The sequence below is a fragment of the Sphingomonas sp. Ell38C01 genome (assembly GCF_055231975.1).
In genome coordinates, this window is record NZ_JBUYVA010000001.1 from 2,244,245 (window position 1) to 2,257,838 (window position 13,594).

At 66.3% G+C, this 13,594-nt stretch carries 12 protein-coding genes; 5 read left to right on the forward strand and 7 right to left on the reverse strand.

All coding sequences use genetic code 11. The annotated features are described in order from the left end of the window. Positions 1-29 precede the first annotated feature (29 nt). Genes metG through mazG form a run of 5 tightly spaced genes read left to right on the forward strand, consistent with a single transcriptional unit; the run spans position 30 to position 4,505 of the window. Complete coding sequence (metG, locus tag ACV7NO_RS10605) at positions 30-1,571, forward strand: methionine--tRNA ligase (RefSeq protein WP_463405963.1); 1,542 nt, start codon at positions 30-32, stop codon at positions 1,569-1,571. After that, the gene (locus ACV7NO_RS10610; RefSeq protein WP_463405964.1) at positions 1,571-2,347 is read left to right on the forward strand and encodes a TatD family hydrolase; all 777 of its coding nucleotides are present in this window, start codon (positions 1,571-1,573) and stop codon (positions 2,345-2,347) included. The genes metG and ACV7NO_RS10610 overlap by 1 nt, the downstream gene beginning before the upstream one ends. Continuing rightward, the gene (locus ACV7NO_RS10615; protein WP_463405965.1) at positions 2,344-3,108 is read left to right on the forward strand and encodes an MBL fold metallo-hydrolase; all 765 of its coding nucleotides are present in this window, start codon (positions 2,344-2,346) and stop codon (positions 3,106-3,108) included. Before ACV7NO_RS10610 ends, ACV7NO_RS10615 begins: the two co-directional genes overlap by 4 nt. Beyond that, entirely contained in the window at positions 3,105-3,698 is a 594-nt protein-coding gene (locus ACV7NO_RS10620; protein ID WP_463405966.1) for a retropepsin-like aspartic protease family protein, read from the forward strand. The genes ACV7NO_RS10615 and ACV7NO_RS10620 overlap by 4 nt, the downstream gene beginning before the upstream one ends. A gap of 57 nt (positions 3,699-3,755) precedes the next feature. After that, positions 3,756-4,505, forward strand: coding sequence for a nucleoside triphosphate pyrophosphohydrolase (gene mazG, locus ACV7NO_RS10625; RefSeq protein WP_463405967.1), 750 nt, complete (start codon positions 3,756-3,758; stop codon positions 4,503-4,505). On the opposite strand, the gene hflX is transcribed toward mazG, so the two are convergent. The 7 genes from hflX to dusB all read right to left on the reverse strand — a co-directional run bounded on the left by hflX (position 4,490) and on the right by dusB (position 13,582). Then, positions 4,490-5,782 (reverse strand): GTPase HflX, encoded by a 1,293-nt coding sequence (hflX, locus tag ACV7NO_RS10630; RefSeq protein WP_463405968.1) that lies wholly within the window; start codon positions 5,780-5,782, stop codon positions 4,490-4,492. The two genes, mazG and hflX, sit on opposite strands and share 16 nt — an antisense overlap. 10 nt (positions 5,783-5,792) lie before the next feature. Continuing rightward, positions 5,793-6,341 carry an RNA chaperone Hfq gene (gene hfq / locus ACV7NO_RS10635; protein ID WP_463405969.1) on the reverse strand — a complete coding sequence of 183 codons (549 nt, stop codon included), beginning with the start codon at positions 6,339-6,341 and terminating at the stop codon, positions 5,793-5,795. A 68-nt stretch (positions 6,342-6,409) separates the two neighbouring features. Beyond that, positions 6,410-7,783, reverse strand: a complete 1,374-nt coding sequence (ntrX, locus tag ACV7NO_RS10640; protein WP_463405970.1) for a nitrogen assimilation response regulator NtrX — start codon at positions 7,781-7,783, stop codon at positions 6,410-6,412. A 4-nt stretch (positions 7,784-7,787) separates the two neighbouring features. Further along, complete coding sequence (locus tag ACV7NO_RS10645; RefSeq protein WP_463405971.1) at positions 7,788-10,025, reverse strand: sensor histidine kinase; 2,238 nt, start codon at positions 10,023-10,025, stop codon at positions 7,788-7,790. 70 nt (positions 10,026-10,095) lie between these two features. After that, entirely contained in the window at positions 10,096-11,517 is a 1,422-nt protein-coding gene (ntrC, locus tag ACV7NO_RS10650) for a nitrogen regulation protein NR(I) (RefSeq protein ID WP_463405972.1), read from the reverse strand. Continuing rightward, positions 11,514-12,584 (reverse strand): two-component system sensor histidine kinase NtrB, encoded by a 1,071-nt coding sequence (locus ACV7NO_RS10655; RefSeq protein WP_463405973.1) that lies wholly within the window; start codon positions 12,582-12,584, stop codon positions 11,514-11,516. Before ACV7NO_RS10655 ends, ntrC begins: the two co-directional genes overlap by 4 nt. Beyond that, on the reverse strand, positions 12,584-13,582 hold the full coding sequence (gene dusB, locus ACV7NO_RS10660) for a tRNA dihydrouridine synthase DusB (protein WP_463405974.1): 999 nt from the start codon (positions 13,580-13,582) through the stop codon (positions 12,584-12,586). Before dusB ends, ACV7NO_RS10655 begins: the two co-directional genes overlap by 1 nt. Between the last annotated feature and the right edge of the window lie 12 nt (positions 13,583-13,594).

Here is a 13,594-nt window from a genome sequence, read left to right on the forward strand (position 1 = left end):
GACGCGAACGATCGACTAGTGCCGGTCGCATGGCCGAGCCTTTCTACATCACCACCGCGATCAGCTACCCCAATGGCCGCCCACATATCGGCCACGCCTACGAGGCGATAGCCGCCGACGCGATCGCGCGGTTCCAGCGACAGGCCGGGCGCGACGTACGGTTCCAGACCGGCACCGACGAGCACGGCCTCAAGATGGTCCAGACCGCACGCGCGCAGGGCAAGGACGTGCGGGATCTGGCAAGCGAGATGTCGTCGCTTTTCAAGGCGATGTGCGACAGCTTGCAGATATCGTACGACCGCTTCATTCGCACCACCGAGCCCGATCATCACCGCGCGAGCCAGGCGATCTGGGAAGCGATGGCGGCGAGTGGCGACCTGTACCTCGATCGATACGAGGGCTGGTACTCGGTGCGCGACGAAGCGTTCTATGACGAGAAGGAACTGGTCGAGGCGGAGGGCGCGAAGCTGTCGCCACAGGGCACGCCGGTCGAGTGGACCGTCGAGGAGACATGGTTCTTCCGCCTGTCGAGATACCAGCAGCCGCTGCTCGACCTCTATGCCGCCAACCCCGACTTCGTTCGTCCGGACAGCCGGCGCAACGAGGTGATGCGCTTCGTCGAGGGCGGGCTGTCGGACCTGTCGGTATCGCGTACCAGCTTCGACTGGGGCGTCAAGGTGCCCGGCAGCGACGGGCATGTGATGTATGTCTGGGTCGATGCGCTGACCAACTACCTGACCGGCGCGGGCTATCCCGATGGCGACATGCGGTACTGGCCCGCGGACCTGCATCTGATCGGCAAGGACATCGTCCGCTTCCACGCGGTTTATTGGCCCGCCTTCCTGATGTCGGCGGGGATCGCGCTGCCGAAGTCGGTGTTCGGACATGGCTTCCTGCTCCACCGGGGTGAGAAGATGTCGAAGAGCCTCGGCAACGTCGTCGATCCCGGCGATCTGGCTACGGCGTTCGGGGTCGATGCATTGCGCTATTTCCTGTTGCGCGAGGTAAGCTTCGGACAGGATGGCAGCTATTCAGCCGATGCCATTGTGACGCGGGTGAATGCCGAACTGGCGAACGCGTTCGGCAACCTGGCGCAACGCACGTTGTCGTTCATCGCGAAGAACCTGGGTGGTGCGCTGCCCGAGGCTGGACGCGCGGACAATGCCGATGCGCAGGTGATCGAGGAAGTCGTCGTCGCCGCGGCGGGCATGCGAACCGCGTTCGACGATCTGATGCTGAGCCAAGGAATCGAGGCCTGGCTTCGCGGAGTGGTCGCCTGCAACCAATATATCGATGCGGAAGCGCCGTGGGCGTTGCGCAAGACCGACCCCGACCGGATGCATGCGGTGCTGGGCACGCTGGTCCGCGCGATCCGGATGCTGGCGATCGCGATCCTCCCGGTCGTGCCGACGGGTGCGGCGACGATCCTCGATACGCTGGGCGCGGACGAGCGCGATCATGCCGCGATCGACAACGACGGCTGGTATGCGCGCCGGGCGGCATCCGGTGTTCCGCTCGGCGCGCCGACGCCGGCGTTCCCGCGGCTCAACATGCCAACCGAGGTCGCCTGATGCTCGCGGACAGCCACTGCCACCTGAACTACAAGGGGCTCGTGGAGGAGCAGCAGGCCGTGCTGGAGCGTGCCCGTGCGCGTGGCGTCACCGCAATGCTCAATATCGCCACGCGCGAGAATGAGTGGGACGACGTGCTCGCGACTGCTGAGCGCGAGCCCGATGTGTGGGCCACCGTCGGGATCCATCCACACGAGGCGGACAAGCATCCGCATGTCGATACCGCGAAGCTCGTCGCGCGCGCGCGGCATCCGCGCGTCGTCGGGGTGGGGGAGACGGGTCTCGACTATTTCTACGATCACAGCGACCGCGTACAGCAGCAGATGAGCTTTCGTGCGCACATCGCCGCAGCCCGCGAGGCGCAGGTGCCGATCGTCGTTCACACGCGCGATGCGGAGGACGAGACGGCCGCGATCCTGCAAGAGGAACTGGGGAAGGGGGCCTTCGCCGGGGTCATCCATTGCTTCACCGGCACAGGGGCGTTCGCCGATCGGATGCTCGACCTCGGGTTCCACATCTCGATATCGGGGATCGTCACGTTCAAGAGTGCGCGCGACCTGCAGGAGACGGTGGCGCGGTTGCCGCTGGAGCGCATGCTGATCGAAACCGACGCTCCGTTCCTGGCACCGGTGCCGCATCGCGGGAAGGCGGGCGAGCCCGGGTTCGTTGCCGATACGGCGGCGTTCATCGCAAAGCTCCGTAACGAAGACCTCCAGCATTTGCAGGAGGTTACAGCACGGAATTTCCATGAGCTCTTTACGAAGACCAAAGCGTGAAGATCCGCATCCTTGGGTCGGGAACGTCGTCCGGGGTGCCACGGATCGGCAATGACTGGGGTGACTGCGATCCACTCGAGCCGCGGAACAGGCGCACCCGGGCGGCGCTGCTCGTCGAGCATGAGGGAACGCGGGTCCTCGTCGATACCGGGCCGGACATGCGCGAACAACTCCTCGCCGCGGCGGTGGCCACGGTCGATGCGGTGATCTGGACGCACGACCATGCCGACCATACCGCGGGGATCGACGATCTTCGCCAGATCTATCATGCGCTGCGCCGGCCGGTTCCGGCATTCGCACGGCCGGAAACCGGCGCTTCGTTGAAAGCGCGCTACCGCTACGTATTCGACGGGCTCGATGGCTATCCGCCGACCGTCGCACTGGCTCCGCTATCCGATCGGCTGACGATCGGGTCGATCGATATATTCGTTGCGGATCAACCGCATGGCAACATAACGTCGGCGGGCTTGCGGTTCGAGGCGGGTGGCGTCGCGGTCGGTTACGCGACCGACGTCCACGCGCTGACCGACGCGATGCGTGCGATCTATGCCGGGCTGGACCTTTGGATCGTCGATTCGTTGCGGCGGCGACCGCATCCTTCGCACGCGGATCTCGCGACCACGCTCGGCTGGATCGATGAACTGGCACCGCGGCGCGCGGCGTTGATCCACATGGACCAGTCGATGGACTATGCGACGTTGCGCTCGGAACTTCCCGATGGTGTCGAGCCGGGGTTCGACGGGTTCGAGGCGGGTTGGTGAGCGAGCAGGTCGGCCAGGCGCTGATCTATGCGCTGATCCTCATCCTGCCGCTGTCCGCGCTGATATCGCGCCGGGTGCCGGTCGGGCCGACGCTCAAGATGGCATTGGCCTGGGTCGTCATCTTCCTGATCGGCCTCGCCCTGGTCGGCCAGCGCGATCGGATCGCGGGCATATGGACGAATATCGTCGGCAGCGAGCAGATGGTTTCGGGATCGACCGTTCGGATTGCGATGTCCGAGGATGGGCATTTCTGGGCCAACGTCACGATCAACGGCCAATCGCGGCGCATGCTCGTCGACAGCGGCGCGACCACGACCGCGCTATCGACCGCGACCGCGACCGCTGCAGGCCTTGATATCGACGAAAGTCCGTTTCCCGTCACGCTGAACACCGCGAATGGGCCGGTCGAGGCAAAGACCGCAACGGTGGACCGGTTCGAGCTTGGCGGGATCACGGCGCGGGGTTTGCCGGTGGTCGTATCCGCGTCGTTCGGCGATACCGACGTGATCGGAATGAACTTTCTGTCGCGATTGCGATCGTGGCGGGTGGAGGACCGGACGCTCATCCTGGAGCCTGACACCACACCATGATTTTACATAATGTATATTATCGAGTAATGGATTTATCGTGTCGGGAGGGGGGGGGCGATGATAGACAGGCTTGTTGCGATCATGGCGCGCCTGCGTGATCCGAATGTCGGTTGCGACTGGGACCGGGCACAGACATTTGCAACGATCGCGCCCTATACGATCGAGGAAGCGTACGAAGTTGCCGACGCGATCGAGCGTGGCGATCCCGATGCGATCAAGGATGAGCTGGGGGATCTTCTGCTTCAGGTCGTCTTCCACAGCCGGATCGCCGAGGAAGCCGGATACTTCGCCCTGCCCGATGTCGTGGCCGCGATCAGCGACAAGATGGAACGCCGGCACCCCCATATCTTCGCCGGCGCCATCGATGCTCCCGACTGGGACTCGATCAAGGCGATCGAGCGCGGCGGTTTCGCCGACGGTGGTGCGCTTGCGGGCGTCGCGGCCGGATTGCCGGCCCTCATGCGCGCGGACAAGCTCCAGCGCCGTGCGGCACGTGTCGGGTTCGACTGGCCCGATGCGAGCGGTCCGCGCGCCAAGATCGACGAGGAACTCGCCGAGATCGCGTCGGCAACGCCAGACACGATCGAGGAAGAAGTCGGCGACCTGCTGTTTGCTGTCGTGAACTTCGCGCGCCATCTCAAGATCGATCCCGAAGCCGCTTTACGATCGGCCAATCGAAAATTCGAGCGCCGGTTCGCAACGATGGAAACCCTTGCCGGAGCCGCCTTCCCCGCGCTCGCCCTCGACGCCAAGGAAGCGCTGTGGAGCGCGGTGAAGGACGGCGAACGCGATCAGCCTTCGCGCTGAAGGAACCGCTCGTAATCGCGGGGGGCAAGACGGACGTCATAGTCGGTCCGCAACCCCTCGGTGGTCTGCCCGAGAACCTCGCCATGCGCGTGAAGCCAAGCGACCGACGCGCCATCGCCGGCATCGAGACCGATGCGATATCGCCGGTGCCCCTGCGTCACGCTTGCCGACATCGTCTCGACCAGTGCGGCGACCCCTTCTCCGCTCAGCGCGGACAGCGCCACGACGTCGTCGCGCCGCGCGGCCTCCCCCGCGATTTCCGCATGGAGATCCGCGTCGAGCAGGTCGAGCTTGTTCCAGACCTCGATCCGTGGGGTGGTATCGTCAACACCGATCTCGGTCAGCACGGTTTCCACATCGGCGCGCTGCGCCTCCGTATCCGGATGCGCGATGTCGCGAACGTGGATCAGCAGGTCCGCAGAGACGACCTCTTCGAGCGTGGCCTTAAAGGCGGCGACAAGTTGCGTCGGAAGTTCGGAAACGAACCCCACGGTGTCGGACAGGATCGCCTTGTCGATCCCGGGCAACGAGATTTGCCGCAGCGTCGGATCGAGCGTTGCGAACAACAGATCCTCGGCCATGACGTCGGCGCCCGTCAGGCGATTGAATAGCGTCGACTTTCCGGCATTCGTATACCCGACAAGCGCAATCACCGGCCATGGCGCGCGCTGCCTTCGGTCGCGGTGCAGGCCGCGCGTACGACTGACCTGATCGAGTTCGCGCCGGAGCCGCGCCATCCGGTCCCGAATCAATCGGCGATCGGCCTCGATCTGCGTCTCACCCGGCCCGCCGAGGAAGCCGAACCCGCCGCGCTGGCGCTCCAGATGGGTCCAGCTGCGCACAAGCCGGCCAGCCTGGTAATCGAGATGCGCGAGTTCGACCTGAAGCCGACCTTCGGCAGTCGCGGCGCGCTCGCCGAAAATCTCGAGGATCAGTCCGGTGCGATCGATGACCTTGGCTTCGAGCGCGGTCTCGAGATTGCGTTGCTGGACCGGCGTCAGCGCGGCGTCGAATACGACCAGCCCTGCTTCCTCCATCCTAACGCTGGCGGCCAGCGCCTCGATCTGGCCGCTGCCGATCAACGTTGCGGGACGTGCGTTGCGGACGCGCAGCGCGACCTTGTCCGCGACGACGACGCCGATCGCGGCGGCAAGCCCGGCCGTCTCTTCCAGCCGAGCCTCCGCATCGCGAGATGAGATGCCGTGTTCGGGATAAACGACGATCGCGCGCGCGCCACGCGCGAATTCGTCGCGATCGCGGTCAAACCCGGTGCTCACGCGGCCATCCTCAATCGTCCACCGTATCGTCGGGTTCTTCCGCCAGATTGAGCGGACGCGCGGGCTGGATCGTCGACACCGCGTGCTTGTACACGAGCTGCGCCATGCCTTCGCGCTGGAGCAGCATGCAGAACAGGTCGAACGCGACGATATTGCCCTGGAGCATCACGCCGTTGACGAGAAACATCGTGACGCTGTCCTCCGAACGACGCACGGCGTTCAGGAAAATATCCTGCAACAACGGCTGCTTGCGCGGCGAATCGGGAATGTCGTCGACGATAGCGGTCAGATCCATCTGGCCTGCGGGCATGATCGTAGAAATTGCGTGCTTGTAGATCAGCTGCGACTGCCCGTCGCGGCGCAGCAGCACCGAAAAATTGTCGAACCAGGTAACGATGCCCTGAAGCTTCACGCCCTTGACGAGGAACATCGTGACGGGGGTCTTCGATCGCCGCAGCGCGTTGAGGAACAGGTCCTGCAGCGAAGTCTGCTTGTCGGCCATGATGGTCCCTTTTTTGTTGGCGGGGTTTGCCCCGCGGTGCGCCGGTAACGCCGGCATCGTGGTACAGGCTCGTTCGCCTGCGGGAAGCAATCTAGGATGGCGGGGGGCGTTTCGCCATCCCCCTTTCAGTCCTCGCGCGTCGTATCGGTGATGCCGAGCAGCTTGAGTTTGCGATGCAGTGCCGATCGCTCCATCCCGATGAAGGTGGCCGTGCGCGAGATGTTGCCCGAGAAGCGCCGGATCTGGACGCGCAAATATTCGCGCTCAAACGTCTCGCGCGCCTCGCGCAGCGGCGCGCCCATGATCGCGGTGCCACCTGCCCCCATCTCCTGATCGCCCAGAACCTCGGCGGGCAGCAGATCCAGGTCGATCCGCCCGATCCGGTCGCCCGGCGTCAGGATGATCGTGCGCTCGACGACGTTGCGGAGCTGGCGGACGTTGCCCGGCCAGTCATAGGATTGCAGCGCGACCATCGCATCGGTCGCGACTTCGGGGGTCGGGACGCGGCGCTCGGCGGCGTAATGCGCGACGAAATGGTCGACCAGCGCTGGAATGTCCTCCCGGCGCTCGGACAAGGGCGGGATGACGACGGGGACGACGTTGAGCCGGTAATAGAGGTCTTCGCGGAAGCGCCCTTCCGTGATTTCGTGCATCAGGTCGCGCGCGGTCGCGGAGACGACCCGGACGTCGACCTTGACGGTGCGGGTGCCGCCGACGCGGCTGAAGCTCTGGTCTGTCAGAACCCGCAGAATGCGCGCCTGCGTGGTGACCGGCATGTCCGCGATCTCGTCGAGGAACAGCGTGCCGCCATGCGCCTGTTCGAGCAGGCCGGGACGGACGAGATCGCCCCCCTCCTCCACCCCGAACAGCTCTTCCTCGACGCGCTCGGGCGTCATTCGCGCGGCACTGACGATGATGAACGGTGACGACACGCGCTGGCTCCAGCCGTGGAGCAGGCGGGCGGCGACTTCCTTGCCGACCCCCGCCGCACCCATGATGAGCACGCGACTGCCCGTGCCCGCAACCCGCTTCAGGGTGGCGCGTACCCCGTTGATCGCACTCGAGCTGCCCGTCAGGTCGGGCTCGCGGCCGGCGGACGCGCGCAGGCTGGCGACTTCGCGACGCAGCCGCTCGGTTTCGGTCGCACGCTCGACCATCAACAGCAGGCGTTCGGCCTGGAAGGGCTTTTCGATGAAGTCGACCGCGCCACGCCGGATCGCGGCAACCGCGGTATCGAGATTGCCGTGGCCCGAAATCACGAGGACCGGAATCGAGGGATCGCGCCGCTTGATCTCGTCGAGCAGTTCGAGTCCGTCGAGCCGCGAGCCCTGAAGCCACACGTCGAGCAGGACGAGGCTCGGCCGGCGCGAGGCGATCGCTTCCAGCGCGGCGTCGCTGTCCGCGGCGTTGCGTGTGTCGTAGCCCTCGTCTTCGAGGACCCCGGCGACGAGTTCGCGGATATCGAGTTCGTCGTCGACGACAAGGATGTCGAGCGCCATAAGATCAGGTCCGATGTCTGGTGAGCGCGGGCAGCATATCGCCGCCCTCTGTGTCCTGGGTATCGTCGCCGCCGATGTCGAGCGCGGCGAGCAACGTCGTGTCGAATGTCATCGTGACCAGCGTGCCTCCCCCGGGCCGATCCGAAAAACCAATCGTTCCAAAGTGTTCCTCGACAATCTTCTTGACGATCGCGAGGCCGAGGCCGGTGCCGCGCACCCGCGTCGTCATGTAGGGCTCGGCGATCCGGTCGCGCTCTACCGGCAGGCCGACGCCGGTGTCGCCGACGATGATCGTCACGCGATCGGGCGCGTCGACGAGCGCCATCTCGACCGCGCCGTCGCCGGTGCCTGCCGCCTCGATCGCCTCGACCGCGTTCTTGACGATGTTGGTCAGTGCCTGTCCCAGCTGACGGCGATCGCATACGAGCGCGGGCCCAGGCGTCTCGTGTGCGAGCGAGAAGGCGATACCCGGATGCGCGACCTCGTGCAGAAAGAGCGTCTGGCGCGCGATATCGACCAGCGACTCTTCGCGGAACACGGGCTTGGGCATCCGGGCGAACGACGAGAACTCATCGACCATTCGCCGCAGGTCCGCGACCTGACGGACGATCGTGTCGGTGAGTCGCGAGAAGGTGGTGTCGCTCGCATCGATCTTGCTGCCATAACGGCGCTGCAGGCGTTCGGCTGCGAGCTGGATCGGGGTCAGCGGGTTCTTGATCTCGTGCGCGATCCGGCGCGCGACGTCGGACCAGGCGGCACGACGCTGGTCGAGCAGTTGCTGCGTGATGTCGTCGAACGTCAGGATCGGGCCGGTGCCGTCGCGCGCGATGCGCACGGCGAGCGTTCGCGCCTCGCCTTCTCCACGGATTTCGACGATCGCTTCGCGCGCATGATCGTCGAGCAACTGGTCGAGCTCGGGTGCGAAGGCGACGAGCGGGCGGCCGACGGGCGATTCGGCCAGCCCAAGCAGATCCTGCGCGGAACTGTTGATGATCCGCACGGTGCGATCCGCGGCGATCGAGATGACCCCTGCCGAGATGCCCGACATCACCGCCTCGATCAGCGCGCGGCGACCTTCGGACTGCGCGTTGGCGGCGACGAGCGCGCCGTTCTGCGCTTCGAGCTGCTCGGTCATGCGGTTGAACGCGTTGGCGAGCGTGCCGACCTCGTCGCGTTCGCGCGTGTCGGGCACGCGCGCGCTCAGGTCCCCGCCCTCGACCCGGCGGGCGGCATCGACGAGTTGGCCGACCGGGCGGACGAGGCGATCCGCCACCGCCAGCGCGATCCACACCGCGATCCCGACGATCAACAGCGAGATCAGCAGCAACGCCGCGTTGAACTGGAGCTGGAGCGAGCGCGACCGGGCCAGCAGCGCCCGGTAATCTGCCTGTGCGGCGACCGCGCGCTTCGTCTGTGCGCTCATCTCGCCGGGATTGAACGCGATCCGTCCGGCGTAAAGGAACGTGTCGGCAGAGCCCGGCAGCGGCGTGAAGGTCTGGATGCGGTCGCCGGTGACGATGATGACGCTGCGCTTGCCGCTCTTCAGCTGTGCCACGACGGGTGCGGTGACGAAGCGCTGGAAGTCGATTTCATAGGGATTGACGATCGCGAGCGTCTGGAGCTCGCCTGTCGGCGAAATGCGGAACAAGGCACCTTCACTGAGGCTGCGGTAATACACCTGTCGCCCGAAATAATCGGCGAACCGTGTGTCGATCGGCGCCTCGCGCAGATAGGCGGTCAGGTCCTGCCCCATCGTGACGGTCGCCTCCTCCCAGCGCTGGAGGATCAGGTTGTACGAGGCCTGTGTCAGTGCGGTCGCGTTCTCGAACACCCCGCGCGCGCGGTCCGAGTACCAGAACTGGACGCCGAACTGGAACAGCAGCGATGCGAAGATCGTCACCAGCAGCATCGGCACCGCCGCCATAACCGAAAAGATCGCGACGAGCCGGACATGGAGCTGTCCGCCCCCGCCGACCTGCGATCGCGCCGCACGTCGCTTCGCGATCCGTCGCCCTAGCAGCATCATCAGGCCCACGGCGGGCACGAGGTTGGCGATCAGCAGCAGCGCAACGGTTTGCGGCGCCAGCAGCCGCTGAGGGGCGGATTCGCCTGCGATCGTGAAATAGGTTGCAACCGCGACGGCGATCGTCACGCCCAGCACGCCGAGCTCGATCGCCGGCGTGACGGTGAAGCGGCGGGCAGAGCGCAAGGGATCGGTCATCGGACGCGCGTCGGCGGTCATCGTCACTTCGCTACAACGGAACTGTTGCAGAGAAAACACATATTCGCGCGACTGCGGTGGGCCGCGCCGCTCAATCGGCAGACGGATCGATCCCCAGCAGGTCGAGCCGCTTGCGCAACGTGTTGCGGTTGAGCCCCAATGCCTTGGCGGCGCGCAGCTGGTTCCCGCCATGGCGCGCGAGCATCGCCGCGATCAGCGGCCGCTCGACTTCGCCGATGATCCGGTCATACAGCGTGCCGTCGTCCAGCGCGCGGGGTTCTTCCAGCGACAACCGATCGATCCTGGCGCGGATCGCGGCGTCGATGCCGGGCTCGCCACCCTCCCCCGCCGCGATCGTGGCATTGCCGAGCGCGGCGTGCACGTCGCGCGCCTCGATCCGGTCGTCGCGGGTCAGTGCGGCCAGACGGCGCATCAGGTTCTCGAGCTCGCGGACGTTGCCGGGCCAGTCATGGGCCTGGAGCAGCGCAAGCGCGCCGTCGGTGAGCGACTTGCGCGGCAGCCCGTCGTCGACCGCGCGGTCGAGGAAGTGGCGCGCAAGCATCGCGACGTCCTGGCGCCGCTCGCGCAGCGACGGCAGCGCGATCGGCACGACGTTCAGGCGGTAGAAGAGGTCCTCACGGAACTGCCCCGATGCGACGGTCTGCGTCAAGTCGCGGTTGGTGGCGGCGACGATGCGGACATCGGCACGGATCGTGCGCGCGCCGCCGACCGTGGTGAACTCGCCCGACTGGAGGACCCGCAGCAGCCGGGTTTGCGCGTCGATCGGCATGTCGCCGATCTCGTCGAGGAACAGCGTGCCCCCCGCGGCCTGTTCGAAGCGGCCCGCGGTGCGCTGCGCCGCGCCGGTGAACGCGCCGCGCTCATGTCCGAACAGCTCGGCCTCGATCAGCTCGCGCGGGATCGCGGCCATATTGATCGCGACGAATGGCGCATGGCGACGCGGGCCCAGATCGTGGATCGCGCGCGCGACCAGTTCCTTGCCCGTACCCGACTCGCCCGAAACGAGAACCGTCAGCGTATTGGAAAACACGCGCGCGATGACGCGATACACGTCCTGCATCGCGGGGGAGCGGCCGATCAACGGCAGCGTATGGTCTTCCGCCTCGACGGGCTCGGCGGGGCCGGCGCCGCTTCGCGCCAGCGCGCGGGCGACCGCGCTGCCCAGCGTATCGAGATCGAACGGCTTGGGCAGATATTCGTACGCCCCCGCCTCGGTCGCGCGCACCGCGGTCGCCAGCGTGTTGCGCGCCGACATGACGATGACGGGCATGTCGGGATGTTCGACAGAAAGGCGTTGCGTGCGTTCCAGACCATCGCCGTCGGGCAGGACGACGTCGGTGACGAGCACATCGGGGAGGCGGGTGCGTAGCTCGCGGTCGAGCTCGGCGAGGCTCGCGGCCGCGCGCACGCGATGGCCCGCCCGGCGCAGCGACTGGACGACGACGGTGCGGACGGCGTCGTCGTCGTCTGTCACGAGAATGTCGGCGCTCATCGCGTGCCCCTCGGCAACAGCAGGCGGAACACGGTCTGGTGCGGATTGCCCTCACGCGAGTACTGGACGATACCGCCCATGTCGCGGATCAGCTTGTCGACAAGCGCGAGACCCAGACCCTTGCCTTCCGGCCGGCTCGAGACGAACGGGTCGAACAGGTGCTCGGCGATATCGTCGGGCGCGCCGGGGCCGGTATCGATCACGCAAATCTCGATCGGCAGCGGCAGCCGAGGCTTGCCCCCGCCGGGGCTGACCGCCATGCCGTGGCGATACGCGGTGGTCAGCGTGATCCGGCGCTCGCCGCGGGTGCCGAGTGCGATCGCGGCGTTCTTGAGCAGGTTGAGCAGCACCTGGAGGAGCGCGTCGCGGTTCGCCATCACCGGGGGCAGCGAAGGATCGAACCGTTCCTCGATCATGATTCCCCGCGCGAACCCCGCAAGCGCGACCTCCCGGACATGGGCGAGCAGCGGATAGATGTTGAGCGCGTCGACTGCGAGTGCGCGGGTGTCTGTGAAATCCTCCATCCGGTCGATCAGCGCGGCGATCCGGTCGACCTCGGTGGTGATGAGGCGGGTGAGCTCGCCTGCGCCCTCCCCATCGGCGAGCAGTTGCGCCGCACCGCGGATGCCCGATAGCGGGTTCTTGATCTCGTGTGCGAGCATCGCCGCCGCGCCCACCGCCGAGCGGGCGGCAGCGGCGCGATCGGCGGACAGGCCCAGCCGGCGTGAGGTCGCAGCATTATGCAACGTGATCGTCCGCCAGCCGGCGCGATCGGCGATCCCGGCCTCGACATAATCGACACGGATACGGCCGTTGCGGGGGGTGTCGAGTTCGGTGTCGAAAGCGGAGAAGGCCTGCCCATCCCGACGGGCGGCACCGTCCGGGATCGTGACCACCGTGGCGAGGGGGCGTCCGGCCATCGCGCGTTCGGACAGGTTCAGCAATTGCTCGCAAGCGCCATTCGCGTGGACGATACGGTCGTCGGGATCGATCACAAGGATCGCGACCGGGAGGGCTGCGAACACCTCGTCCATGTCGGGCACGACGCCCGGGGCGACGAAGGGCATCAGGCGGCGACGCGCTGGCGCCAGGGGGCATAGAACTCGGCGAGCATCGCCTTGACGCGCGCCGCGTCGGGCTCCTGGTTCACCGCGTTCCGGAACTCGGCGGAACCGGTCAGCCCCTTTGTGTACCAACCGATATGCTTGCGCGCCATGTTGACGCCGGTAATCGGGCCATAATGTGCGAGCATCATCTCGTAATGTTCTGCAATGGTACGATATTGTTCGTCCAGATCGGGATCGTCGACGCGTCGACCGGTCGCGAACCACTCCATCACCTGCCCAAGCAGCCACGGCCGGCCATAGGCGCCGCGACCGATCATGAGCCCATCGGCCCCCGACTGTTCCAGCGCCGCCTCCGCATCCTCGATCGAACATATGTCGCCGTTGACGATGACCGGCACCGACACCGCATCCTTGACCCGGCGGACGAAGCGCCAGTCGGCCTGGCCCTTGTACATCTGGTTGCGGGTGCGGCCGTGGACGGTGACCATCCGGCATCCCAGATCCTGCGCGATCCGCGCCAGTTCGGGCGCGTTGAGGCTGTCGAGGTCCCAGCCCATCCGCATCTTGAGCGTGACGGGGGCCGACACCGCCTTCACCACGCCCTCGACGATCGCAGCGGCGAGTTTCAGATCGCGCATCAGCGCCGATCCGGCATCGCCGTTGGTCACCTTGCGGACGGGACAGCCCATGTTGATGTCGACGATCGCCGCGCCCTTGTCCTCCGCCAGCCGCGCCGCCTCGCCCATCTCATAGGGGGTACAGCCGACGAGCTGCATGGATACCGGCTCCTCGGACAGGTGCCACGCTGCCTTCTGGATCGACTGACGCGTCTCGCGGATCGCGGCCTGGCTCGCTATCATCTCGGTGACGTTGAGGCCGGAGCCGTAACGGCGGACAAGCGTGCGGAATGGCTGGTCGGTCACGCCCGTCATCGGGGCTAGAACGACGGGGCTGTCGATCCGCACGGGGCCGACGTCAATGGGTGCTAGTCTGGTCATAGGTGCCTGAAA